Here is a 23,701-nt window from a genome sequence, read left to right on the forward strand (position 1 = left end):
ACGATATGGGGGGCCGTCGGGATGTTGATATCACCGAGATGGAAGGGATACACAGTGTTCCCCTTCGCCTTCCAGGCAGCCGCGGCCTGGGCGACACTGAAGGCAGTCTCAGTGCCCAGACGGTCAAGCCGGTGCGCGAGTTGCTGCATACCGTTCCACTCCTCATCGAGATTGTGTTCGATCTTAGGCAATAATTGCTGCTCAGCACGCCACGACGTTGACGGCCAGCCCGCCCATCGCTGTCTCCTTGTACTTGGAGCTCATGTCCTTGCCTGTTTCCCGCATGGTGATGATGACCTCGTCGAGGGACACCCGGTGTACACCGTCCCCCCATAGCGCCATTTTGGCAGCGTTGATCGCTTTCGCCGCAGCGATGGCGTTTCGTTCAATGCAGGGCACCTGAACCAGACCACCGATGGGATCGCAGGTCAGACCAAGATTGTGTTCCATCGCGATTTCGGCCGCGTTCTCAACCTGCAACGGGCTGCCGCCCATCACTTCGGCCAAGCCGGCGGCAGCCATGGACGACGCAGAGCCCACTTCGCCCTGGCAACCCATTTCCGCGCCCGAGATCGAAGCTTGTTCCTTATAGAGGACTCCGACAGCACCGGAGGTCAGGAGGAACTTGACCACCACGTCGTCGCGATCCTGTTGGCTGGCGTTCTGCATGCCCGGCGCGAAGTGCAGGGCGTAGTACAGCACGGCGGGGATGATGCCCGCCGCTCCGTTGGTCGGCGCGGTGACTACTCTGCCCCCTGAGGCGTTTTCCTCATTGACGGCAAGAGCGATCAGGTTCACCCATTCCTGCCAGTACTTGGGGTCGCGGTCCTTGTCTTCCTTCAGCAGGCGATCATGCCAGTCGGGGGCGCGCCGACGGACCTTGAGCCCGCCGGGTAGCAGTCCTTCGCGCGTGAGGCTGACCTCTGCACAGCTTTCCATGACCGAGTAGATGTGGAGTAGCCCCTGCCGGATCTCCTCCTCCGTGCGGCTGTCCTTCTCGTTGGTCAGCATCACGTCGCTGATACCGAGGGAGGTTCGACGGCAGTGTTCCAGCAGCTCCGCAGCGGTGCGGAACGGTAGCGGAAGCTCCTTTTTCGAGGTTTCGAGTTCCTGCTGGGCGGCGTCCTCCTCACCGTCCCGCACGATGAACCCTCCGCCGACCGAGAAGAAAGTGGCCGTATGGAGGACCTGCTCGGCCGGGCCGTAGACGGTGAATGTCATGCCGTTGGTGTGCCGCGGCAGGATCGTCAGGGGGCGTAGGACCATGTCCTTGACCCCGTAGGGCAACGACACGCTTTGACCAAGCTCCAGGATGCCGGTGCTGGCGATGGTTGCCAGCCGCTCCTCCACCTCCTCGGGCTGGATCAGCTCCGGGTAAAAACCTTCAAGACCGAGAAGGATCGCCGTCATGGTTCCGTGCCCGTGCCCTGTCGCAGCGAGGGACCCGTAAAGGTCGACTCGCAGGAATTCGACATCAGCGAGGATGCCGGAGGACTTCAGCTCCTCGCTGAACACCGCGGCAGCCCGCATCGGTCCGACAGTGTGTGAGCTCGAAGGTCCTATCCCAATGGAAAAGAGGTCGAAAACTCCTACAGCCATGTTGTAGTTCCTTCGTGTCTTGGTGGCCCGGCAGATGATCCTGTCGGAAGAGGCCCAGAGCGCTGAGGGCCATCAGGGTACCTCGGGGGAAGCGAACTCCCTCAAGGCGTCCAGGAGCCACCGGCCCAGGTAGTCGGCGAACGAGGCGCGGGGGAAGAGCCGGAAGCTTTCGGCTCCGGTCTTCTGCAGGGTGACCGGAATGCTTCCTACCTCGGTGGTCAGGGCTGTTCCCGGAGGAAAACTGCGGGGGTGCAGGTCCAGTGCGCAGCCCTTCTCCAGAACAGCGCGGGCCCGTGGACCGGAGAGTTCGAAGGTGGTGCGGTTGGCGGACAGGTCCACTACCTGACCTGGGGCGTGGCTCAGGGCGCCCGTGAGGGAGGAGATGAGGTCGCCGCCCAGCGAGTCGTGAGCCTCCTCAGGTGCCACCACCAGGAACTCGGACGGTCCTAGCCAGAGGACGCTGACGCCGTCGGCACCGCCCACCTCGCCGCTGCGGGTGGGCAGGCCACCGACCACGGCGGCGATCCGGAAGCCTTCTTCGGAACGGGGGTCTACGCGGACGCCGGCCATGGTCTGGAACGGGATCTCGTTGAGGACCACTGATCCCTGAATGGAGCCGGCTTCCAGGACCGCGGCCAGGTGGGAGGCGGGGCTGCGGCGAATGTCCCGGAGTCCATTGATGCCATCGAGTGCTGCTGTGTTAGCCATCCTTGCGGGTCCCTTCGGGGTCAAAAAGTACGGTTTCGGCGACCACGACGTCGACCAGCTGGTTACCGGCGGCGGCGACAAGGATCTCGCCGATCCGGTTGCGGCCGTTCTTGATCAGGGCCAGCGCGAAGGACCTGCCGAGCGCGGCACTATGGTAGCTCGACGTCACGAAGCCCTCCATGGGGACCGGGCCGGAGGCGGGGCTCGTCTCGATGCCCTTTTCCACGAGCTGCGATCCTTCCGGCAGTCGGAACGAGCCGTCTACGGGAAGCACGCTGACCAGGTGCTTGCGGTCCTCGCGACGGGCGTCAGCCCGGGCGTAGGAGCGCTTGCCGATGAAGTCCTTGGCCTTGGATACCACCCATTCCATGCCGGCGTCCTGCGGGGTCACGGTGCCGTCGGTATCCTGGCCCACGATCGGGTAGCCCTTCTCGGCCCGCAGGACGTGCATGGTCTCGGTGCCGTACGGGGTGATGTTGAATTCAGCCCCCGCGGCCGCCACGGCTTCCCAGGTGTTCAGCCCGTACCAGGACGGGACGTTGATCTCGTAGGCCAGCTCGCCGGAGAACGAGATCCGGCAGATCCGCGCCCGCACGCCGGAGGCCAGGGTGGTCTCCCGGAAGGTCATGAACGGGAACGCTTCGGCCTCGAGTCCGCCGTTCGCGGCCAGATCCGGTGCCACCTTTGCCAGCACCGCACGGGATTTCGGTCCGACGACGGCGATGGTGCTCCACTGCTCGGTCACGGAGGTGCAGTGCACGTCCAAGTCCGGCCATTCGGTCTGCAACCATTCCTCGAGCCAGTCGAGCACCTTCGCGGCCCCGCCTGTGGTGGTGGTCATGAAGTAGCGGTCCTCATCGAGGCGCAGGGTCACGCCGTCGTCGAAGATCATGCCGTCCGCCATGCACATCACGCCGTAGCGGGCTGAACCGGGAGCGAGTTTCTTGAACGCATTGGTGTAGATGCGGTTCAGGAATTCCCCGGCGTCCTTGCCCCGGATCTCGATCTTCCCAAGGGTCGTGGCGTCCATGAAACCCACGGACTCGCGTACCGCAGCGCACTCACGCAGCACCGCGGTGTCCATGTCCTCGCCCGGCTGCGGGTAGTACCAGGGGCGCTTCCACTGCCCCACGTCTTCGAACAGCGCTCCCTGCGCCACGTGCCAGGGGTTGATCGACGTCACGCGGGCAGGGTCGAACAGTTCCCCGCGCTGGCGCCCCGCCAGGGCGGCGAACGCGACCGGCGTGAACGGTGCCCGGTAGGTGGTGGTGCCGATGTCACCGATACCGCGGGAGGCTTCACCGGCTGTCCGGAGAGCGGCGGCAATGACGCCGATCGCATTGACGCCGGAGGTCTTGCCCTGATCATTGGCGGTGCTGATGGAGGTGTAGCGCTTGATGTGCTCGACGGACCGCATTCCGGCGCCGGTGGAGCGAAGGACATCGGCTACGGACTGGTCACGCTGGAAGTCGACGTAGTGGTGGTGCCAGTCCGCCGGCCCGCCGGACTGCCCGGGGACCAGCCACAGCTGACGGGTCGGAGCGGACGCTTCTGGTTCGCCGATCGGGGCAGGCTCGACGGAGGAGGCAAAGCCGGCGGAGATCGCTGCTGCGGCTCCAGCGGAGACGCCTTCGGCCAAGACGTCCGTAAGTTCGAAGCTGCCGCGGCCGGAGCCGATGGTTTGCTGGTTCGGGACCACTGTGCTCGGCACGAACGCCGCCAGGTCCTCGTCCCAGCGCAGCTTGCCCTGCCGCTGGGAGTGAAGGTGCACCAGCGGGCTCCACCCGCCGGAAACGGCCAGCAGGTCGCAGGGAATCTCTTCGACGCCGGAGGTGAGTTCGCCGTCGTCGTTGATGCCGCGGACGGTCACGCTCTCCAGCCGGCCGTCGCCGGCAGCTGTTGCGGTTCCTGCGGTGTCGGTTCCGGCGGTGTCGGTTCCGGCGGTGTCGGTTCCGGCGGCGGTGGCGGCCACGGCACTGCCGATCAGCACCCGGGTTCCGGCGTCGACGGCGGCAGCGGCAACATCGGTGAGCTGCGGCCTGGCGTCGACGACGGCCGCGACCTCGACGCCGGCGGCACGTAGGTCCGCGGCCAAGGCATACGCGCTGTCGTTGGTGGTGCTGATGACGACGCGCTGCCCGGCTGCTACCGCGTACCGATTGAGGTAGCTGCGCACGGCGGAGGCGAGCATGATCCCGGGTCGGTCGTTGTTCTCGAAGACCAGGGGGCGCTCGTGTGCGCCGGGGGCCAGCACCACCTGGTTGGCACGGACGTGCCAGATGCGCTGTCGGGATACGCCGGGGGCGGCGGGGCTGGACAGGTGGTCGGTGCGGTTCTGGACGGCGATGACGTAGTTGGCATCGTAGGCGCCGAAGGCTGTGGTGCGGTTCAGGACGGTGCATTCGGCGCCGGAGATGAGTTCGGCTTCGACGTCCGCCACCCAGTCCAGGGCCGGCTTACCATCGATGGTCTCGGCGAGCGCCGGAGCGGTGGAGCCGGACAGGAGCGATCCACCCAGTTCCGGCTGGTCGTCCATCAGCATCACGCGGGCGCCGGTGCGGACCGCTTCACGGGCAGCGGCCAAGCCGGCGGGCCCACCGCCGATCACCAGGACGTCGGTGTGGACGTACTTCTTGTCGTACTCCGCCCGGTCCTCCTCCGGGTCCAGCCTGCCCAGGCCATTCAGGAACTCCGCCTTCAGCCCGTCCACGAGCGCGACGGTGGTGGCCGGAAGCATCGACTCGGCCACATGGCCCGGGAACCGTGGTTCCACCCGGACCAACGCGTTCGGTTCCTCCACCCCGGCGGCAAGAATGCCTCGGGGCCGGTCCTCGTACAGCGAGTTGCCGGCGGTGATCCGCCCATTGGCGAGCAGCGCCGAGGCGAGTGTGTCCCCGGGGTGGCCGACGAATTCCTCGCCGTCCACGGCGAAACGCCAGGAGATGGTGCGGTCGATGCGTCCGCCGGCGGCGAGGCGGGCGGTCTGGGAAGTCACGTTGTTGCTCCTTCCGGGGCGGGAGTGCTGGTTGAAGAGGTGCTCGGTGCCGTGTCGCCGGTGGTGGTGCTGTCAGGGGCGGTGCTGGCGGTGCCGGAATCCGGCGCGACCTGTGCCGCCGGGTCGGGCGTCGGCCGGAGGGCGCCCATCTGATAGATCGCCTGGATATCGTAGGTGACCGTGTCGCGGAGCATGTTGAACCACTGGCGACACCCGGTGCTGTGCAGCCACCGCTCGGCAAACGCACCCTTGGTGTTGTCCCGGTAGAACAGGAACTCCGCCCATTGGCGGTCATCCAGTTCGGCCGGATTCTTCGGGTAGGGCACATGAGCCTGGCCACCGTAGTGGAACTCGGTCTCGTCCCGCGGGCCGCAGTGTGGGCAGGGGATCAAAAGCATGTCCGGTCCTTTTCTAGTGCGCCACGGCGGCGGCGCCGTGTTCGTCGATCAGGGCGCCGGTTTCGAAGCGTTCCAGCGCGAAGGGCCTGTTGAGTTCGTGGGGGGCACCGGTGGCGATGGTGTGCGCGAAGGTGAGCCCGGCCGCGGGAGTTCCCTTGAACCCGCCGGTGCCCCAGCCGCAATTGACGAACATATTGTCCACCGGGGTCGTCCCGACGATCGGGGAGGCATCCAGGGTGGTATCCACGATCCCGCCCCAGGTCCGCAGCACGTGTGCCCGCGCAAAGATCGGGAAAAGCTCGACGGCGGCCGCCATCTGATGCTCGATGACGTGGAAGGAACCCCGCTGGCCGTATCCGTTGTAGGAATCCACGCCCGCACCCATCACCAGTTCGCCCTTGTGGGCCTGGGAGACGTAGACGTGGACGTGGTTGGACATCACCACGGTCGGATGGACCGGCTCGTGCAGCTCGGACACCAGTGCCTGCAGCGGGTGCGACTGGATGGGCAGCCGGAAACCGGCCATCTCGGCCAGCACACTGCTGTGGCCGGCGGCGCACAGGCCGACCTTCTCGGTGTTGATGGTGCCCCGGTTGGTCTTGACGCCGGTGACCCGATTGCCGTCCTTGACGAAGCCGGTCACCTCACAGTTCTGGATGATGTCCACGCCCAGCTCGTCGCATTTACGGGCGAAGGCCCAGGCCACGTGGTCGTGCTTGGCGATCCCCGCCCGCGGCTGGTACGTGGCCCCCATCACCGGGTAACGGATGTTGTCGCTGATGTTGAGGATCGGGCACAGTTCCTTGACCTGCTGCGGATCCAGCCACTCGGCGTCCACGCCGTTGAGCTTGTTCGCGCCCACCCGGCGCATGCTCTCACGCACGTCCCCCAGGGTGTGGGCCAGGTTCATCACACCGCGCTGGCTGAAGAGGAAATCGTATTCGAGTTCCTCCGGCAGGATCTCCCAGAGCTTGAGTGCGTGCTCGTAGATCGCCGCACTCTCATCCCACAGATAGTTGGAACGGATGATGGTGGTGTTCCGGGCCATGTTTCCCCCGGCGAGCCAGCCCTTCTCCAGCACGGCGATGTTGGTCATGCCGTGGTTCTTGGCCAGGAAGTAGGCGGTGGCAAGGCCGTGCCCGCCGCCGCCGACGATCACGGCGTCGTAACTCTTCTTGGGGTCCGGGTTGTGCCAAAGGAATTCCGGATGCTCCGGAAGCAGATCGGCCATCATGCCACCTCGGTCGCGTCGGAGGAGAGGTTGGGGTAGAGGGGGAACTTGCCGGCCAGGTTCTCGACCCGCTGCCGGAGTTCCGCCGCGGTCTCGTCGCTGAACTCGCGCTTGAGTGCGGCGGCGATGATGTCCGCCACCTCGGTGAATTCAGTCTTGCCGAAGCCACGCGTGGCCAGGGCCGGGGTACCGATGCGCAGACCGGAGGAGACCATTGGGGGACGCGGGTCGAACGGCACAGCGTTCCGGTTGACCGTGATGCCGATCCGGTGCAGACGGTCCTCGCCCTGCTGGCCATCCAGGTCCGAGTTGCGCAGGTCCACCAGCACCAGGTGCACGTCGGTGCCACCGCTGACGACGGTCACACCGGACTCCGCGACATCGGCGGCCAGCATGCGTTCCGCGATGATGCGGGCACCTTCGAGGGTACGTTCCTGGCGGTCGCGGAACTCGGGCTCGGCAGCGAGCTTGAACGCGACGGCCTTCCCTGCGATGACGTGCTCCAGCGGACCGCCCTGCTGTCCGGGGAACACCGCGGAGTTGACCTTCTTGGCAATGGCGGCGTCGTTGGTGAGGATCACGCCACCGCGCGGGCCGCCGAGCGTCTTGTGGGTGGTGCTCGTGACGATGTGGGCGTGAGGCACGGGGTTGGGGTGAAGTCCCGCGGCCACCAGACCCGCGAAATGGGCCATGTCCACCATCAGGTAGGCACCTACCAGGTCGGCGATACGGCGGAACTCCGCGAAGTCCAGCTGCCGGGAGTAAGCGGACCAGCCGGCGACGATCAGTTTCGGCTTGGTCTCGACCGCCAGGCGCTCGACCTCGGCCATGTCAATCGTATGGTCGTCTTCCCGCACCCCGTACGGGACGATCTTGTAGAGCTTGCCGGAGAAGTTGATGCGCATGCCGTGGGTGAGATGGCCGCCGTGCGCGAGATTCAACCCCAGGAGGGTGTCGCCGGGCTGGATGAGGGCGAACATCGCAGCTGCGTTGGCCTGGGCGCCGGAGTGGGGCTGCACGTTGGCAAATTCGGAACCGAAAAGTGACTTGAGACGGTCGATGGCCAACTGCTCCACGACATCGACGTGCTCGCAGCCGCCGTAGTATCGCTTGCCGGGGTAGCCTTCGGCGTACTTGTTGGTCAGCACAGACCCCTGGGCCTCCAGAACGGCAGTCGGCGCGAAATTCTCGGAGGCGATCATCTCCAGGGTGTCCTGCTGGCGCAGCAATTCCTGCTGTATGGCGGCGTGGACCAGTGGGTCGGTCTCTGCGAGCGAGCGGGTCAGTACGTCGACCATCATGTCTCCTATGTCTGCTACCTAATATCCTCGTAATATATTAGTTTCGTGACTCAAGTATGCTTCTGGTACCCGAGAGTGTCAACAGGTTTTCCGCTCGGATCGGCCGGCGAAGGAACGCACCAGGCAGCGGACGAGGAGTCCCGAAACGGCTGAAGCGCAGCCCGGAAGGATTGCGCTTCAGTTTCCTGGTGGGGAAGGTCCGGTTCAGGCGGCGAAAAGAGCTTCGCGTACAGCCTGCTCGAAGCCGATGACGTGGATCCGCGCGAGCTCAGCGGCCCGGATCTCGTCTCCGTCGATAATCGCGCGGAGCAGGTCCACGTGCTCATCCACGTGGCCGGACAGGTCGGGAAGGCGATCCAGGACCATGCACCAGATTCGTGTCGCGAGGTTGTCGTAGCGGATCAGGACATCTTCGAGGTGGGGATTGGCGGCGGCCGCATAGATTCCCTGGTGCACACGGGCATCCAGCCGCAGTGTTTCGACGACGGATGCTGCGTTCGAGTCGAAGGACTCCACGGCGCGCACCACCTCCCGCAACTGCTCCCTCACCGACGCCGGAGCCACACGCGCAGCCCGGGAAGCGGCAAGGGGCTCGAGCTGGGTGCGGATCTCGGAGATGTAGGCAAGGTCGGTGACCTCCACGCGCGTCGCAAAAGTTCCTCTCCGCGGGTAGGAAACAACGAGGCGATCGAGTTCCAGCCGCTTCAGGGCTTCACGCACAGGCGTACGTCCGACGCCGAGGTCCTGGGCGAGCAGGTCGTCATTGAGTAGATCGCCTGGCTTGATGTCCAGCATCAGCAGTCGGTCCCGAATCGCTTCGTAGGCTACATCAGCCAACGACCTCCTTGCGGCATCATCAGCAGTTCCCCAAGTTTCAACGGCCACAGCGTGGACCCCTTTCGATTCGAGCCGGGAGGGCTATTGACCTCTCTCATCGACCAGTATACGCTGATCAATAATTCTAATATATCAGTATAGACATTCGGCGTATATCTTAAGGAGGGGACATGACCCTGATCACGACAGACTCATCGACCACCACGCTGCCTCAGTCAGAGGCACGTGTGGAAGACCAGACCCAGAAGTTCGTTCTCACACTGTCATGTGTTGAACGCGCAGGCATCGTCCAGGCGGTTACCACCTTCCTCTTCGAGCGTGGCTTCAACATCGACGAGCACCAGCAGTTCGATGACGGCCTCCGCCAGACACTGCATCTGCGCACCGCCTTTTCCGGCTCGTCGGCCTGCACCCCAGAGAGGCTCCAGGAAGAATTTCGTTCCATCGCTGGCCGCTTCGACATGAAATTCAGCTTTCATGACCAGACGAAGCAACGCATCCTCGTGATGGTGTCCAAGTTCGGCCACTGCCTGAACGACCTGCTCTTCCGTTGGCGGGGTGGAAGCCTCGGCGGCGACATCGCCCTCATAGTGTCCAACCATGAGACCCACCGGGCCATGGCCGAGGCCGCCGGCCTCCCCTTCATCTACCTTCCGGTGACCCCCGAGACCAAGTCGGATGCCGAGCAGCGCCTGCTGGAACTGGTGGACGAGCACAACATCGACCTCGTCGTCCTCGCCCGGTACATGCAGGTACTGTCCGATGACCTCTGCCGCGCCCTGGAAGGCCGGGCGATCAACATCCACCATTCCTTCCTCCCGGGATTCAAGGGCGCGCGCCCCTACCACCAGGCCTACGATCGTGGTGTCAAGCTGGTAGGCGCTACCGCCCACTACGTCACTGCGGAGCTGGATGAGGGGCCGATCATCGAACAGGAAGTCATTCGGGTCGACCACAGCTACGGACCAACCGCCCTTTCAACAGTTGGCCAGGACGCCGAAGCGCTGGCACTGTCCCGCGCCGTGCGCTGGCACTGCGAGCACCGTGTACTGCTGGATCGAACCAGCACCGTCGTGTTCCGGTAACCAAGTACCACAAGACCAGCAGAGACAACACACGAAGATCAGCAGGAGAAATCACATGGCATCGACGCCAAGCATTGTCATCATCGGAGCTGGAATCGTCGGTACGAACCTGGCCGACGAACTGGTCGCCCGGGGTTGGAACAACATCACCGTCCTGGACCAGGGTCCGCTGAACATGCCCGGGGGCTCCACGTCCCACGCCCCGGGTCTCGTCTTCCAGACGAACCCTTCGAAGACCATGGCTGCCTTCGCCACGTACACCGTCGAGAAGCTCCTGTCCCTGACCGAGGATGGCGTCAGCTGCTTCAACCAGGTCGGTGGCCTCGAGGTCGCCACCACCGAGACCCGCCTCGCTGACCTGAAGCGGAAGCTCGGATACGCCGCATCATGGGGAATCGAAGGCAAGATCCTTTCCCGCGCTGAGTGCAAGGAGCTCTACCCGCTCCTGAACGACGAAGACATCCTGGGTGGACTCCACGTCCCCACTGACGGCTTGGCACGTGCCGCCCGCGCAGTTCAGCTGCTGATCAAGCGCACGGAAGCCGCAGGCGTCACGTACCTGGGCAACACCACGGTCACGGGCATCGAGCAGTCCGGCCGTCGCGTGACCGGTGTCCAGACGTCCGAAGGTGTCATCCCCGCCGACATCGTGGTTTCCTGCGCAGGCTTCTGGGGCGCCAAGATCGGCGAAATGATCGGCATGTCGATCCCGCTGCTGCCACTCGCACACCAGTACGTCACGACCACTCCGGTGCCGGCACTCAAGGGCCGAAACGAACTTCCCAACGGTGCTTCGCTGCCTATTCTGCGTCACCAGGACCGGGACCTCTACTATCGCGAACATGGCGACCGCTACGGCATCGGCTCCTACGCGCACCGTCCCATGCCCGTGGACCTCGCAGACCTGGGCTCCTACGACCCCAGCAGCATCAACGAGCACAACATGCCATCCCGTCTCGACTTCACCCTGGAGGACTTTCTCCCGTCCTGGGAGGACACCAAGCAGCTGCTTCCGGCATTGCGGGAAAGCGAGATCGAGGATGGCTTCAACGGCATCTTCTCCTTCACTCCCGACGGCGGGGCCCTGGTGGGCGAGTCCAAAGAGCTCGATGGTTTCTTCGTCGCCGAAGCCGTATGGGTGACCCACTCGGCCGGTGTCGCCCGCGCCGTTGCCGAGCTCCTCACCACCGGCAAGTCCTCGATCGACCTCGGTGAATGCGATATCCACCGCTTCGAAGAGGTCCAGCTGACCCCTGAGTATGTCAGCGAGACTTCCCAGCAGAACTTCGTGGAGATCTACGATGTCCTGCACCCGCTGCAGCCCAAGCTCTCCCCCCGCAACCTGCGCGTCAGCCCCTTCTACGCCCGGCACAAGGCGCTGGGAGGACTGTTCCTGGAGTCCGGCGGCTGGGAACGCCCTTACTGGTTCGAAGCCAACGCGGAACTGCTTAAGGAGATGCCCGCCGAATGGCTGCCCCCGGCCCGTGATGCCTGGTCGGCCATGTTCAACTCGCCCATTGCGGCCGCCGAAGCGTGGAAGACCCGTACCGCAGTGGCCATGTACGACATGACTCCGCTCAAGCGCCTCGAGGTCTCCGGTCCGGGAGCGCTGAAGCTTCTGCAGGAGCTCACCACAGGCGACCTGAGCAAGAAGCCTGGTGCCGTCACGTACACCCTGGTGCTCGATTCCGCCGGTGGCATCCGAAGCGACATCACGGTGGCCCGCCTGAGCGAGGACACTTTCCAGCTCGGAGCCAACGGAAACATCGACACCGCCTACTTCGAGCGGGCCGCCCGCCACCAGACGGAACACGGAACCGCAAGTGACTGGGTGCAGGTGCGCGACACGACGGGCGGAACGTGCTGCATCGGCCTGTGGGGCCCCCTCGCACGGGACCTCATCAGCACCGTCAGCACCGACGACTTCTCCAACGATGGTCTCCGCTACTTCCGGGCCAAGAAGGTCGTTATCGGTGGCGTAGCCGTGACCGCGATGCGCTTGTCCTACGTCGGCGAGCTGGGCTGGGAACTGTACACGAGTGCAGACAACGGCCAGCGGCTCTGGGATGCACTGTGGAAGGCCGGGCAGCCCCATGGCGTCATCGCCGCGGGCCGGGCAGCTTTCGGATCGCTGCGTCTCGAGAAGGGTTACCGTTCGTGGGGCACTGACATGACCACCGAGCACGACCCTCTGGAAGCCGGCGTCGGATTCGCAGTGAAGATGACCAAGGAATCTTTCGTCGGAAAGACCGCTTTGGAAGGCCGGACCGAGGAGGATGCCGCACGCCACCTGCGGTGCCTGACGGTCGACGACGGCCGCAGCGTCGTGCTGGGCAAGGAACCGGTCTTCTACAAGGATCAGGCAGTCGGTTACGTCACCAGCGCGGCGTACGGCTACACCGTCGCCAAGCCGATTGCCTACGCCTACCTCCCCGCCGCGGTCTCGGTGGGCGACTCAGTGGAGATCGAGTACTTCGGACGGCGCATCCAGGCCACGGTCACCGCAGATCCGCTGTACGACCCCACGATGAGCAGGCTCCGCGGCTGACAACCCGCCGGCCATTTCCGAGCAGCGGCCCGGACTTCTACCGAACCAGAGTACGGGCCGCTACCTTGGCTCCTCCCATCCCCTCGCCCAGCCGACCCGAGCGTCAGTGCAGGAAAATACATGATCAGTTCAGAAACAGTCAGTGAGTACCTCGCCCGTCTTGCCTCGCGCGAACCCACCCTGTGCGGCGGTGCGGCCGCGGCCCTCCACGCCGCACAGGGAGCGGCACTCGTCGCCATGGTTGCTCGGTACACCACCGGCGCCAAGTACGCGCAGCACGCCGAAACCGTTCAGAGGATCATCAGCGCCGCGGACGCACTGGTGGTCGAGGCCATGCACTTGGCGGACGCTGATCAACATGCTTTCCAGGGCGTCATCGATTCGTACAAGCTTCCGTCCGGGACGGACGAGCTCAAGGCCGCACGGAAGGCAGCCATCCAGGACGCGCTCATCCGAGCCGCGCAGACCCCCGCGCAGCTCGTCAAGCTGGCAGGCGTCATCGTGGATCTTGCCACGGAACTTCTCGAGGTCGCGAACGCCACGGTGATCAGCGACATCGCTGCTGCCGCCGACGCAGCCCGCGCAGCCGCCACCACCGCACGGGTGAACATCGACATCAACGTGGTGGCCATCAAGGACACCACGGCCCGTTCGCGGTTGGCTGACCAGACCGACGGCATCGAGGAAAAGGTCATTCTGGCAGCAGATGACCTCGTGGCACGTGTGCGTGGAAGGATTCTCGGTTGAGCACTGTAGTCCTCTCCGGAAAAGCACTGGCAAGGATCATTCAGCAAAAGGCCCAGCAAGAGGCCCGGGACCTCGAAGCCAATGGGCTGCGGCCCACGCTCGCCGTGGTTGTGGCCACCGATGACGGCTCCACGCACTGGTATGTCCGGTCCATCGAACGGGCCGCCGAAAGTGCCGGCATCAGTTGCCGGGTCCTGGACCTCGGCCCGGACGCTACCGAACAGGTTTTGGCCTCAGTCCTGAAGGACCTCAGCGATGATTCATCCGTTCACGGCATCATCCTCCAGACGCCTCTACCTCTCGGCGTTCGGACAGAGGAGCTGGTCGGGCACATTGACCTGGAGAAGGACATCGATGGCGCGAACCCCTCGAGTCTGGGGCGTCTGGCCGTGGGCCGGCCATCGTTCGCGCCTGCCACGGCGCGCGCCGTCATCGAGATCCTCGACCACTTCGACATCCCACTGCCGGGTCGGAACGTGGTCGTCATCGGCCGTTCCGCCGTCGTGGGGAAGCCATTGTCCCTGCTGCTGCTGGAGCGCGACGCCGCGGTGACAGTCTGCCACTCCAGGTCGGGTCCACTGGAGAGATACACCAAGACCGCCGACGTCGTGGTCGTCGCAGCCGGGCGTGCCGGTCTGCTGACCGGCAGCCATGTCTCATCCGAGGCCGTCGTGATCGACGTCGGCACCAACGTCCTCCCTGACGGATCCCTCGTGGGGGATGTCGACGACGCCAGCGTGCGCGGCGTCGCCGCGGCGCTGACTCCGGTCCCGGGTGGCGTCGGCTCCGTCACCACATCCCTGCTTCTCCTGCACACAACAGAGGCCGCGCGGAAGCAATCGCATGCCTTGGTCCCGGGCGCTGCCGGGTGATCCACGGCAGACACATCTGCCACTGTGGAACCCGTGATCGTGGGCGTCGACGGCGGAAATACGCCTGAAGGGCGAACCTTAGTGTCCGCGCTCGTGCGGGTGTTGCGTTCCTTCTGCACGGCGCGGACTCCGACGCTGACGATGAGCTGGCGGAAATCCAGACCAAGGCCACTGCCATCCTTGGAGTTCTTGGGCCGCTCTTCCCGCATGAGCGGATGCTGAGCGGGTCCTGACCCCGGGGCTACAGGGCAGCCCTGATCAGGTTCTCGAAGTCGGTGACGTGCTGGATGGTCAACCGTGCAGCAGCTTCTGAGTCCCCGGCCGCGATGCATTCGAGCAACTCAATGTGCTGGGCAATATGCTCGGACACCGGCGGAAGCTTTTCCAGAACCAGGCTCCAGATCCGTGTTGCCAAATTGTCGTATCGAGTCAGGACATCCTCAAGGTGCCGGCTTCCTGTTGCGCGATAGATCTTCCGGTGGACCCGCATGTCCAGGCGCATAAGATCCTGCTGCGACTGCATCCCTGGCAGCAACTCCCCTACTTCCCGGGCAAAGTCCCTGAGCTCCTGCCGAAGCTGCGGCGACGCAAGCCGCGCAGCGCGCGCAGCTGCTGCAGGCTCCAGAAGCTGGCGGATCTCGGAAATTTCAGCCAGATCCTTGATGTCCACGCCCGCAGCGAACGTTCCACGCCGCGCATAGGCCACCACCAGATAATCGCTCTCCAGCCGCTTCATAGCCTCGCGAATCGGCGTCCTGCCAACACCGAGCCGCCTCGAAATCACTTCATCGTTGAGGGGCTCACCCGGTTTGATATCCAGAACGATCAATTCGTCGCACAAGATTCGATAGGCGAAGTCGGCGAACGATTCATCGTCCTGCCTCAACGGCGGGAACGAACTTCCTCCCTCACCCGGTAATCCGCCAGCGCTTGCCATTTTCAAGACTTCTCCCTGTATGCGGCCGAGCATTGAACCCGGGCCCACCCGGACGAAGTAGCAACAACTAATATATCAACATGAAAGCATAAGGCTGCCTAAGGGTCCAGTCCTTCCGGAAGCGGATCCTGCCCCACCAAGCACGGGCGCGCTAAGCACGGAGAGCGACGGGCATTGGAGCGTTTGCAAGTGGACAGGGATCATCACTTCCGCGGTCCGTAAGAAGATGCGCCTACCTGCGGTCCGCGTAGAGGCGCTCGGCCAGGTACATGATCGCGGGAACCTATGGACATCTCTTCATCCCGACTATAAGGTCTTACTGATATATCTAACACGCCAAGACAACATATCAGGTCCGATCTCTCCCCCCGGAGCCGTGGACGCCTCCCGGCCAAACTGCGAGTACGCACTCACGACGTGCACATCGTCGACGGCAACATTCTGGTCGTCGAATCGGACGAGGCACCCAACCTTCCGCCCGGATTGAACTCCGAGGGCCATATTCAACCGCAAGCCCATGCCTCGCCGAGCTAAGGAACCGCTTATGGCTTTCAACAATGACTTAAGACTCCACCCACCCGAAGGATCTTCTGCCGACAACGCGTCGGGCAAAACTTCACGTAGTGAAGAACACGGAAGTACGGAGAATAGCGATGCAGTTTTCAGTGTCTCCGAGGAAGTAGGCACAAACCCCGCTGTTCTCGATCCGGAGGACGGAGGAACGGCCGCCTCGCCGGACATCGAAGAGCACAGGCAGATCCTCGAAGAATTACGCCATGCCAAGACTGAGCAAGCCGTTTCGGAACGGCGAAACCACAAACTCACCCTCGACAAAATCACCTTCGGGATCACAGGTGTCGTCGCCATTGCCTTTGTTATCTGGGGCTTCGTGGGACGTGACAGTCTGTCCGAAACCTCCACTGGTGCCCTGAACTGGGTCATGGAGTACACCGGCTGGCTCTTCATGCTCCTGGCCTCTTTCTTCGTGATCTTCGTCCTGTGGCTGGCCCTGGGTAAGTTCGGGAACATCCCGCTAGGCAAGGACGGAGAAAAACCTGAATTCCGTACCGTCTCCTGGGTCGCGATGATGTTCGCCGCCGGCATGGGCATCGGTCTGATGTTCTACGGCGTGGCCGAACCGCTCTACCACTACATCGCTCCCCCGCCCGGCACGGTGGACGGACGGACCCCCGAAGCCATCCAGACCGCTATGGCCACCTCGATCTTCCACTGGACGCTTCACCCCTGGGCCATGTACGCGGTGGTCGGCATCGCCATGTCCTACGGCACCTACCGCTTGGGTCGCAGGCAATTGGTCTCCGTCGCCTTCACGTCGCTCTTCGGCCTCAGGACGGTCGAAGGACCGGTCGGAAAATTTATCAACATCCTGGCCATCTTCGCCACCCTGTTCGGTACCGCCGCATCATTGGGCCTGGGCGCCCTGCAGATCGGCAGCGGCATGACCTCCAATGGTTGGTTCGGCGAAATCGGCACCCCCGTACTCGTGGTGATCGTCGCCGTCCTGACCTTGTGCTTCGTTGCTTCGGCCGTCTCTGGCATCAGCCGCGGAATCCAGTGGCTCTCCAACATCAACATGGTCCTGGCCGTCGTCCTGGCGCTCATCGTCTTCATCGCGGGCCCCACCATATTCATCCTCAACCTGATCCCTTCCGCGGTCGGCGATTACGCCCGCGACCTGGCCGAGATGTCGTCCCGGACCGAAGCGGTCGGTGACGAATCACTCCGTAGCTGGATGACCAGCTGGACTATCTTCTACTGGGCCTGGTGGATTTCCTGGACGCCGTTCGTAGGCCTCTTTATCGCCCGCATCAGCCGCGGCCGCACCATCCGCCAGTTCGTCACCGGAGTGCTACTGGTGCCAAGCGTCGTCAGCGTGATCTGGTTCAGCGTCTTCGGCGGAGCCGCCTTCCAGGTGCAGCAGGAAGCCGACGAGGCCAACACCCCCGGCCTCGTCACGATGGTCGACGGGACACCGTCCGTCAACTTCGACGGAGCGCTCTTCGACCTCGTCAAGAATTTGGGCATGCCTGGCTGGCTCACCGCAGCGGTTATCGTGCTGGCCATGGTTCTGGTCGGAATTTTCTTCATCACTGGCGCCGACGCGGCCTCCATCGTGATGGGATCGCTCAGCTCCAACGGCGCAGAACACCCCCGCCGCGGAGTGGTCATTTTCTGGGGCTGCCTCACCGGCGCCGTGGCGGCGGTCATGTTGCTGGCCGGCGGCGACGAACCTTCGGAAGCCTTGGCCGGCCTGCAACGAATCACCATCGTGGCAGCGCTACCGTTCGTCATCGTCATGTTGTTGCTCTGCTTTGCCCTCACCAAGGACCTGCGTCGCGATCCCCTCTCCCTACGACGGCGCCTGGCCACATCCGTGGTCGAACGGGCGATCCGCACTGGCGTGGAACAACACGGCGGAGACCATTTCGATCTCGTGACACGGCATGACTGCACCGAAGCGCACCCGGGACCGGATGGCGGCCCCGACGGCGATCCGGTTTCTGAACCGCACCGTCATTAGCAGACGGCTCTGGCTCTGGCGCTGAAGCGCCGGAGCCAGAGCGTGCTGTCATGGACCGGGAGTACCTCCTCGTACCGGCGCGTCGTAACTGACCTTCCGAGGGATGGTCCTGGAGACAAGCACTGCTCCCTGCGGCTGATTCGATTCCTCTGCATGGACGTGAGCCGCTCCTGGAATAGGAAGGACCCTTACCACCGGGCGAGGGACCTTCCTATGGTTTCGGTGAATCGATGCTCGGCATGACTACTTCTGTGTCTTGGAGAGGCGCGCGAGGGCCGTGTGCAGGCGGGTGTCGGCTTCGTCGGCCACCTCCCGGACGGCGGGGTTCGAGCTGAGTTGCACCATGGTCTGCGGGTCGATGGCTTCGATGGTGGTTTCGAGCTCGTCGGGACCGCGTCGGACGACTACGTTGCAGGGAAGCAGTGCACCGAGGGATGGTTCCGCGGCCAGGGCGCGGCTGGCAAGGCTCGGGTTGCAGGCGCCGAGGATGATGTAGTCTCCGACGGCGTCCGCGGCCTCTGTCCCGAGTTTCGTTTCGAAGGTGGCACGGACGTTGATTTCCGTGAGGATCCCGAAGCCTTGCTCACTGAGCGCTTCCCGAGTGTTCTGCACTGCGTCGTTCCAGGACAGGGGGACGGTGATGGAGTGGGTGTACGTCATGGGGAGCTCCTTCGCTGAGGTCGTGCGATGAGGGCGGGTGCTTGGACTATCTGCCCGGTTCCGGGTTCGTGCCACGGCCAGGCAAGACCGTGTCAGGCGAGGGTGAGGAACAGTTTTTCGAGTTCTTTCTTGTCGAGGCTGGTGTCCTCGCGAACGATGCATTGCTCAAGGCCACTGGCGATGATGGCGAACCCGGCCCGATCGAGTGCCTTGGAGACTGCTGCGAGCTGGGTGACGACGTCCTTGCAGTCCTTGCCTTCCTCGAGCATGCGGGTGACTGCGGCGAGCTGGCCTTGGGCGCGCTTGAGGCGGTTGATCACGGGGGTCAGTTCGGTCGGATCGAGTTGCATGGTGTCTCCAGGAGTCGCGGTTGCTTACCTCAAGCTTATACCCCCACCGGTATTTTGACTACCCCCGGGGGTATGCGGAATACTCCGGGGGGTATCTATCTCCCTTCTGATCGAAAGGCCTCCCTGTGAGCACCCCCTCTTCCTCGACCTCTTCGTCCTCGACGGCAACCCTGACCGCGCTCGATCCCGGCACGCTGCGGAGTTGGATTGCCGGAAATGAGGACGTCGTGGTGATCGACGTGCGTTCGGCGGCAGAATTCGAGTCCCTGCATATCCGTGGCTCCTACAACGTCCCGCTGCCCTTGCTCTCTGAACACACGCACGAGTTCGCCGCCCGTCTGGGCAGCCGGGTGGTTCTGGCCTGCCAGTCAGGCGTCCGGGCCGAACAGGCACGCCAACGCTTGGCAGCCTCAGGGATCGGCGCCGCCCACGTCCTCACCGGCGGCGTCCCGGGGTTCGCAGCTGACGGAGGCGGCGTGGTACGCGGCAAGGCTCGCTGGGACCTCGAACGGCAGGTCCGCCTCACGGCCGGATCCCTGGTTCTGGTCGGCCTGGCCGGTGGGCGGTTCATCTCTCCGAAGGTCCGCCTGCTGGCCGGCGCTATCGGGACCGGCCTGACGTTCTCCGCGGCGACGAACACGTGCGCCATGGGACGGGCCCTGTCCGCGATGCCCTGGAACAAGGCAGCCCAGGAACCCACCCGTGAATCGGCCATCCTGCAGTTTCCCTCAGTGATCAGCCGGACCGGCGAGGTGCCGGCGGCGTGATCGCCGCCCTGATCCTCGGGCTTGCCGTCGGGATCGTCCTCGGCGTGGTGGGCGGCGGCGGGTCCATCGTCGCCGTCCCCGCCCTGGTCTACGGGGTGGGCATGAGCCCGGCAGAAGCGATTCCCACGTCGTTGCTGGTCGTGGGCGTTTCCTCCCTGGCCGCACTGATCCCGCGGGTGGGTGCGGGCCTGAACTGGCCGGTGATCCTCCTCGTCGGCACTGCCGGCATCCCGTCCGCGTGGGTGGGAACAGCGGTGGGCCGATTGGTGGACCCGGAGGTCCTGATGCTTGCCTTCGCGTGCATCATGATCATCGCCGGCATGCGGATGCTCGGTCGCACCACCGAAGCCCAGGGCTCCTGCAGCTCCGGACCCGGCAGGTCTTTCCGCACCTGCGCCCCGAAGGCAGTCGCCGTGGGCCTGCTGGTCGGGTTCCTCACCGGGCTCCTGGGTGTCGGTGGAGGATTCCTGCTCACCCCGGCCCTGACACTATTCCTGGGGCTGCGGATGAAGCACGCCGTCGGGTCTTCCCTGGCGATCATCGTGCTCAACTCGGCGGCCGGTTTCAGCGCCCATGCGGCAGGTTTCACGATCAACTGGCCGATCGTCCTCGCCTTCGCCGTCCCCGCCATCCTTGGTTCCCTTGCAGCAGCGCGGTTTGCGCGCCGACTCGACGAACGCCACATCCGCATCTCGTTTGCCGTCCTCATCTTTGCCGTGGCCGCCTGGGTGACCCTGAGCACCGCCACCACCCTGATCTCCACCTGACCTACCACAAGCCCAGCCCCCTGCAGGACTTCCCCACCACCTGACACCCTGCCACGCCGGCCCTGCTGACGCAGTGCAGGCACGCGGAGCCGGTTCCCTCATTCCGGGTGCCTGCCAGGACCTGTCCCGTTCCGGGTTCGGTTCCGCACTCCCTTTGCCCAACACCACGCGACTGTTCGACCGGGATGTCGCCCACCTTGCCGTATACCCCTAGGGGTATTACGATGGACACCAGCGGATACCCCCAGGGGTATTTGAATTAGTCCCCTACGGGCGTCAGATCCCCAAATCGATGAAGGAGAGCACCAAATGCTGATAGAGCGCATTTACGACGAAGACCTCGCCCAGGCCAGTTACCTGATCGGTTGCCAGTCCACAGGCGAAGCCGTTGTGGTCGATGGACGCCGCGACATTGCCGTCTACCAGGACCTGGCGGCGAAGAACAACATGAGAATCACCGCTGTCACCGAGACACATATCCACGCCGATTACCTCTCCGGCACCCGCGAGTTGGCGGCCGCGACCGGGGCTGCGATCCACGTGTCCGGTGAAGGCGGACCGGAATGGCAGTACGGATTCGAGGGGACGCGCCTGCATGATGGGGACACCATCACCCTGGGCAACATCACCCTGCAAGCCCTCCACACCCCTGGGCACACGCCGGAGCACCTGTCCTTCCTCGTCACCGACGGCGCATTCAGCAACCATGCCGGCTACCTGCTTTCCGGCGACTTCGTGTTCTCCGGGGACCTGGGCCGCCCGGACCTCCTCGACGAAGCCGCAGGAGGCGTCGACACCCGGTTCGAGGGCGCCAAGCAACTGTTCAGGAGCCTGCAGGAAAAGTTCCTGACCCTACCCGACTACGTTCAGGTCCACCCCGCCCACGGTGCCGGCAGCGCCTGCGGCAAAGCACTCGGCGCCATTCCGTCCTCGACCGTCGGCTACGAGCGGCTCTACTCCTGGTGGGGCCCCTACCTCGCCGCCAACGATGAGCGGGGCTTCATCGACGAGCTCCTCGACGGGCAGCCCGACGCCCACGCCTACTTCAACCGGATGAAGCGCGAGAACCGGGAAGGCCCCGCCGTGCTGGGAGAACGCGCACCCCTGATCGAACTCGACCAGGACCAGGTCGCCGCCGGCCTCGCCGCGGACACGGTGACGTTCGTCGACACCCGTTCCGCGAAGGACGTGCACCAGGGCACGGTGGAGAGGTCCCTGAACATCCCAGCCGGCGCTGCGATTGCCACCTACGGGGCATGGGTGGTGAACCCCGAGACGGACACGAACCCCCTGGTCCTGCTCGCCACCGACCAGGACCAGGCGCAGGACATCCGGGACCACCTCGTCCGCGTCGGCATCGACGATGTTGCCGGGTACGTCACCAGCATCGACGGACTGCCCGCTACTGAACCCGCCCTGATCCAGCCCGCCGACCTCCCCGGGTTCGACGCGGCTCTGATCCTGGACGTCCGCAACCGCACCGAACACACCAGTGGACACGTCCCCGGAGCGCACCAACTCAACGGCGGACGGCTCATGTGGCACCTGGACGAATTACCCACCGACGGGACCATCGTCACCTACTGCCAAAGCGGACTCCGTAACTCCGTCGCCGCCAGCGCCCTGCGCCGGGCCGGTTACGACGTCGTCGAACTCGATGGCAGCTACACGGCCTGGAACTCCTGGCAGCAGGCCCGGAAAACCGCTCCCACCACCTGACCATCGACCCGGCTCGTTGGCAGGGGTGGGCACCTGGCAAGCTTCCTGGCTGGATCGCATAGAACCTTCCGCACCCGGGCAGGCGCCGACACTACCCAGCCACCGACGCGGGCCGGGTGCTACTCCTGAAACCTGAGGCCCATCAAGGGATCACCCAGGCTGAGGCGGACGGTATGAGTGGCTCTCCAATATCTTCGCCGCAAAACCGGTCAGGAGGAGCACCCAGGCTGGATGCGTCTGGACGCCAATTCGGTGAGGCGGGGCAGCGGCTCCCGTGCACGACGCTGGACGCAGGACGAGGTGGTATTCGTGAAACTTTCCGCGGGTGGCCGCATTGGTGTGGCTGGGGCGGCGGTGGTCGGGGTCGCCTTCGGTATGGCCCGGTACGCCTACGGGCCCTCGGCGAAAGCGGATCGTAAACACAACAGCCCTTCTCGTCGTCGCCGCACACTCGGGTTGCCACTGAACCAGCAATGTTCTGTCCGTCGGCTAACGGCCGAGTCAGGGATCCCCTTCCCTGCCATAACTCTTTTCTCCTCAGTGCGTCGCGCCCGTCGTCCATCTGATGCGGCAGTCATCTTGCGGAGGCTGACACCGGGCGTTGACGAATCCGATAAAATCAGGACCACTACCCCGCGTCCCCGCCTCAGAAGGAGCTTGTCATCGCCTCCCGGAACCGCCTCAACGAACGACTGCGCACCACTCTGGACCTGCTGGCGCGCCACCAGGCATCGGGAACCGCCGTGGCTCCCAGCGATCTGATGGCCCAGACCATCGCGGGAGTGCCGTTCGACGTCAAGGAATCGGAGCTCCTCGCCAGCGGTGTTCCCCGCGGCTACAAGCAGCTGACGACGGCGACGTCGAAGCTCGTCAAGGCCGGCTGGCTCGTCAAGGAACGAAGCGGCTGGACGGCGACGGAGGAGGGCATCCGCGCGCTCGCTGCGTTCCCCGATGCCGATGTCTTCGCCGATGCCGCGGTCAGCGGAGAGCCTGTGCCTGAGCAGGCGCCAGGGCATGATCCGGGGCATGCGCCGGAACAGGTTCAGGAGCAGCTGCCCGTGCAGGTGCCGCAGGCCCCGGAGCAGGTTCAGGAGGACCAGCCGATGGAGGATCCGGCTCCGGCGTCCGACGCTGCCGACCAGGACCAGCCGGCGTTGGTCGAGGAGGACCTCGTCGTGCCGCAAGCGCTAGCGTCCGACGTCGACGCAGCTGATGAGCAAGCGCTCGCGTCCGACGGCGTCGCACCTCCAGAGCAGGCACCCAACGACGCGTGGCACGACCAGCCGCAGTCCGTCGCCCTCGCCGGTGACTTCAACCCCCTCTTCGGCGAGGCCGGGCACTGGACCACGAACCTCCGTGGACTGCAGCTCGACTATGACGCCGTTGAGAATCTGTGGAAGCAGACCCTCCAGCTGCCCGCCGGCACCTACCAGTACAAGATGGTGGTCAACGGTTCCTGGGACGAGAACTACGGTGCCTACGGGGTCCGCGACGGCTCCAACCACGAGCTGCGCCTGCTCTCCGACACCGCTGTGACGTTCCGCTTCGACTACGCCACGAAGGATATCGAGACCAGCTAGCACCTTCCGTTGACCGAAGGCATCCGATAGCAAAGGTCACAAATCGATTGCGCTCCCC

General features: G+C 64.5%; 19 protein-coding genes and 1 pseudogene. 9 read left to right on the forward strand and 11 right to left on the reverse strand.

Annotated features, from left to right (window positions below):
* The 8 genes and pseudogenes from IWX65_RS17715 to IWX65_RS05160 all read right to left on the reverse strand — a co-directional run.
* Positions 1 to 149: pseudogene (locus IWX65_RS17715) on the reverse strand (pyridoxal phosphate-dependent aminotransferase); the annotation flags it as partial.
* Between the two features lie 52 nt (positions 150 to 201).
* Positions 202 to 1,599, reverse strand: coding sequence for an L-serine ammonia-lyase (locus IWX65_RS05130; protein WP_196881382.1), 1,398 nt, complete (start codon positions 1,597 to 1,599; stop codon positions 202 to 204).
* Positions 1,600 to 1,671: 72 nt separating this feature from the next.
* On the reverse strand, positions 1,672 to 2,307 hold the full coding sequence (locus IWX65_RS05135) for a sarcosine oxidase subunit gamma (protein ID WP_196881383.1): 636 nt from the start codon (positions 2,305 to 2,307) through the stop codon (positions 1,672 to 1,674).
* Positions 2,300 to 5,302, reverse strand: a complete 3,003-nt coding sequence (locus IWX65_RS05140) for a 2Fe-2S iron-sulfur cluster-binding protein (protein ID WP_196881384.1) — start codon at positions 5,300 to 5,302, stop codon at positions 2,300 to 2,302. The genes IWX65_RS05135 and IWX65_RS05140 overlap by 8 nt, the downstream gene beginning before the upstream one ends.
* Positions 5,299 to 5,700: a sarcosine oxidase subunit delta gene (locus IWX65_RS05145; protein ID WP_196881385.1), complete on the reverse strand. Its 402-nt coding sequence runs from the start codon at positions 5,698 to 5,700 to the stop codon at positions 5,299 to 5,301. Before IWX65_RS05145 ends, IWX65_RS05140 begins: the two co-directional genes overlap by 4 nt.
* A 13-nt stretch (positions 5,701 to 5,713) precedes the next feature.
* On the reverse strand, positions 5,714 to 6,934 hold the full coding sequence (locus IWX65_RS05150; RefSeq protein ID WP_442859164.1) for a sarcosine oxidase subunit beta family protein: 1,221 nt from the start codon (positions 6,932 to 6,934) through the stop codon (positions 5,714 to 5,716).
* A complete protein-coding gene (gene glyA, locus IWX65_RS05155; protein WP_196881562.1) occupies positions 6,931 to 8,229 on the reverse strand; it encodes a serine hydroxymethyltransferase in 1,299 nt (432 codons plus the stop codon). The genes IWX65_RS05150 and glyA overlap by 4 nt, the downstream gene beginning before the upstream one ends.
* Positions 8,230 to 8,436: 207 nt before the next feature.
* A complete protein-coding gene (locus IWX65_RS05160; RefSeq protein WP_196881386.1) occupies positions 8,437 to 9,069 on the reverse strand; it encodes a GntR family transcriptional regulator in 633 nt (210 codons plus the stop codon).
* A 170-nt stretch (positions 9,070 to 9,239) separates the two neighbouring features.
* On the opposite strand from IWX65_RS05160, the gene purU reads away from it, so the two are divergent.
* The 4 genes from purU (at position 9,240) to IWX65_RS05180 (ending at position 14,321) form a co-directional block, all read left to right on the forward strand.
* Positions 9,240 to 10,154, forward strand: coding sequence for a formyltetrahydrofolate deformylase (purU, locus tag IWX65_RS05165; RefSeq protein ID WP_196881387.1), 915 nt, complete (start codon positions 9,240 to 9,242; stop codon positions 10,152 to 10,154).
* 55 nt (positions 10,155 to 10,209) lie between these two features.
* Positions 10,210 to 12,702, forward strand: coding sequence for a GcvT family protein (locus tag IWX65_RS05170; protein WP_196881388.1), 2,493 nt, complete (start codon positions 10,210 to 10,212; stop codon positions 12,700 to 12,702).
* Between the two features lie 120 nt (positions 12,703 to 12,822).
* On the forward strand, positions 12,823 to 13,449 hold the full coding sequence (locus IWX65_RS05175; RefSeq protein ID WP_196881389.1) for a cyclodeaminase/cyclohydrolase family protein: 627 nt from the start codon (positions 12,823 to 12,825) through the stop codon (positions 13,447 to 13,449).
* Positions 13,446 to 14,321 carry a bifunctional 5,10-methylenetetrahydrofolate dehydrogenase/5,10-methenyltetrahydrofolate cyclohydrolase gene (locus IWX65_RS05180; RefSeq protein ID WP_196881390.1) on the forward strand — a complete coding sequence of 292 codons (876 nt, stop codon included), beginning with the start codon at positions 13,446 to 13,448 and terminating at the stop codon, positions 14,319 to 14,321. The genes IWX65_RS05175 and IWX65_RS05180 overlap by 4 nt, the downstream gene beginning before the upstream one ends.
* Positions 14,322 to 14,562: 241 nt before the next feature.
* Here the strand turns inward: IWX65_RS05180 and IWX65_RS05185 are convergent, their stop codons facing one another.
* Positions 14,563 to 15,258: a GntR family transcriptional regulator gene (locus tag IWX65_RS05185; RefSeq protein ID WP_196881391.1), complete on the reverse strand. Its 696-nt coding sequence runs from the start codon at positions 15,256 to 15,258 to the stop codon at positions 14,563 to 14,565.
* A gap of 544 nt (positions 15,259 to 15,802) precedes the next feature.
* Here IWX65_RS05185 and IWX65_RS05190 point away from each other — a divergent pair.
* A complete protein-coding gene (locus tag IWX65_RS05190) occupies positions 15,803 to 17,800 on the forward strand; it encodes a BCCT family transporter (RefSeq protein WP_334683674.1) in 1,998 nt (665 codons plus the stop codon).
* Positions 17,801 to 18,043: 243 nt separating this feature from the next.
* Here IWX65_RS05190 and IWX65_RS05195 read toward each other — a convergent pair whose 3' ends face one another.
* On the reverse strand, positions 18,044 to 18,460 hold the full coding sequence (locus tag IWX65_RS05195) for a DUF302 domain-containing protein (protein WP_196881392.1): 417 nt from the start codon (positions 18,458 to 18,460) through the stop codon (positions 18,044 to 18,046).
* A gap of 92 nt (positions 18,461 to 18,552) precedes the next feature.
* Complete coding sequence (locus IWX65_RS05200) at positions 18,553 to 18,810, reverse strand: metal-sensitive transcriptional regulator (RefSeq protein WP_196821515.1); 258 nt, start codon at positions 18,808 to 18,810, stop codon at positions 18,553 to 18,555.
* A gap of 125 nt (positions 18,811 to 18,935) precedes the next feature.
* Between IWX65_RS05200 and IWX65_RS05205 the strand changes: the two genes are divergently transcribed.
* From IWX65_RS05205 to IWX65_RS05220, 4 genes are all read left to right on the forward strand, one after another.
* Positions 18,936 to 19,577, forward strand: a complete 642-nt coding sequence (locus IWX65_RS05205) for a rhodanese-like domain-containing protein (protein ID WP_196881393.1) — start codon at positions 18,936 to 18,938, stop codon at positions 19,575 to 19,577.
* Positions 19,574 to 20,344: a sulfite exporter TauE/SafE family protein gene (locus IWX65_RS05210; protein WP_196881394.1), complete on the forward strand. Its 771-nt coding sequence runs from the start codon at positions 19,574 to 19,576 to the stop codon at positions 20,342 to 20,344. Before IWX65_RS05205 ends, IWX65_RS05210 begins: the two co-directional genes overlap by 4 nt.
* Before the next feature lie 309 nt (positions 20,345 to 20,653).
* Positions 20,654 to 22,063, forward strand: coding sequence for an MBL fold metallo-hydrolase (locus tag IWX65_RS05215; RefSeq protein WP_196881395.1), 1,410 nt, complete (start codon positions 20,654 to 20,656; stop codon positions 22,061 to 22,063).
* A 743-nt stretch (positions 22,064 to 22,806) separates the two neighbouring features.
* The gene (locus tag IWX65_RS05220; protein WP_196881396.1) at positions 22,807 to 23,643 is read left to right on the forward strand and encodes a pullulanase X25 domain-containing protein; all 837 of its coding nucleotides are present in this window, start codon (positions 22,807 to 22,809) and stop codon (positions 23,641 to 23,643) included.
* Positions 23,644 to 23,701 lie beyond the last annotated feature (58 nt).

The organism is Arthrobacter sp. CAN_A214 (assembly GCF_015751955.1).
GTDB lineage: Bacteria > Actinomycetota > Actinomycetes > Actinomycetales > Micrococcaceae > Arthrobacter_D.

Coding starts and splice junctions, on each gene's coding strand:
- IWX65_RS05130 (WP_196881382.1), bottom strand. CDS start 1,599: ATGGCTGTAGGAGTTTTCGACCTCTTTTCCATTGGGATAGGACCTTCG.
- IWX65_RS05135 (WP_196881383.1), bottom strand. CDS start 2,307: ATGGCTAACACAGCAGCACTCGATGGCATCAATGGACTCCGGGACATT.
- IWX65_RS05145 (WP_196881385.1), bottom strand. CDS start 5,700: ATGCTTTTGATCCCCTGCCCACACTGCGGCCCGCGGGACGAGACCGAG.
- IWX65_RS05150 (WP_442859164.1), bottom strand. CDS start 6,934: ATGATGGCCGATCTGCTTCCGGAGCATCCGGAATTCCTTTGGCACAAC.
- glyA (WP_196881562.1), bottom strand. CDS start 8,229: ATGGTCGACGTACTGACCCGCTCGCTCGCAGAGACCGACCCACTGGTC.
- purU (WP_196881387.1), top strand. CDS start 9,240: ATGACCCTGATCACGACAGACTCATCGACCACCACGCTGCCTCAGTCA.
- IWX65_RS05170 (WP_196881388.1), top strand. CDS start 10,210: ATGGCATCGACGCCAAGCATTGTCATCATCGGAGCTGGAATCGTCGGT.
- IWX65_RS05175 (WP_196881389.1), top strand. CDS start 12,823: ATGATCAGTTCAGAAACAGTCAGTGAGTACCTCGCCCGTCTTGCCTCG.
- IWX65_RS05185 (WP_196881391.1), bottom strand. CDS start 15,258: ATGGCAAGCGCTGGCGGATTACCGGGTGAGGGAGGAAGTTCGTTCCCG.
- IWX65_RS05190 (WP_334683674.1), top strand. CDS start 15,803: ATGGCTTTCAACAATGACTTAAGACTCCACCCACCCGAAGGATCTTCT.
- IWX65_RS05195 (WP_196881392.1), bottom strand. CDS start 18,460: ATGACGTACACCCACTCCATCACCGTCCCCCTGTCCTGGAACGACGCA.
- IWX65_RS05200 (WP_196821515.1), bottom strand. CDS start 18,810: ATGCAACTCGATCCGACCGAACTGACCCCCGTGATCAACCGCCTCAAG.
- IWX65_RS05215 (WP_196881395.1), top strand. CDS start 20,654: ATGCTGATAGAGCGCATTTACGACGAAGACCTCGCCCAGGCCAGTTAC.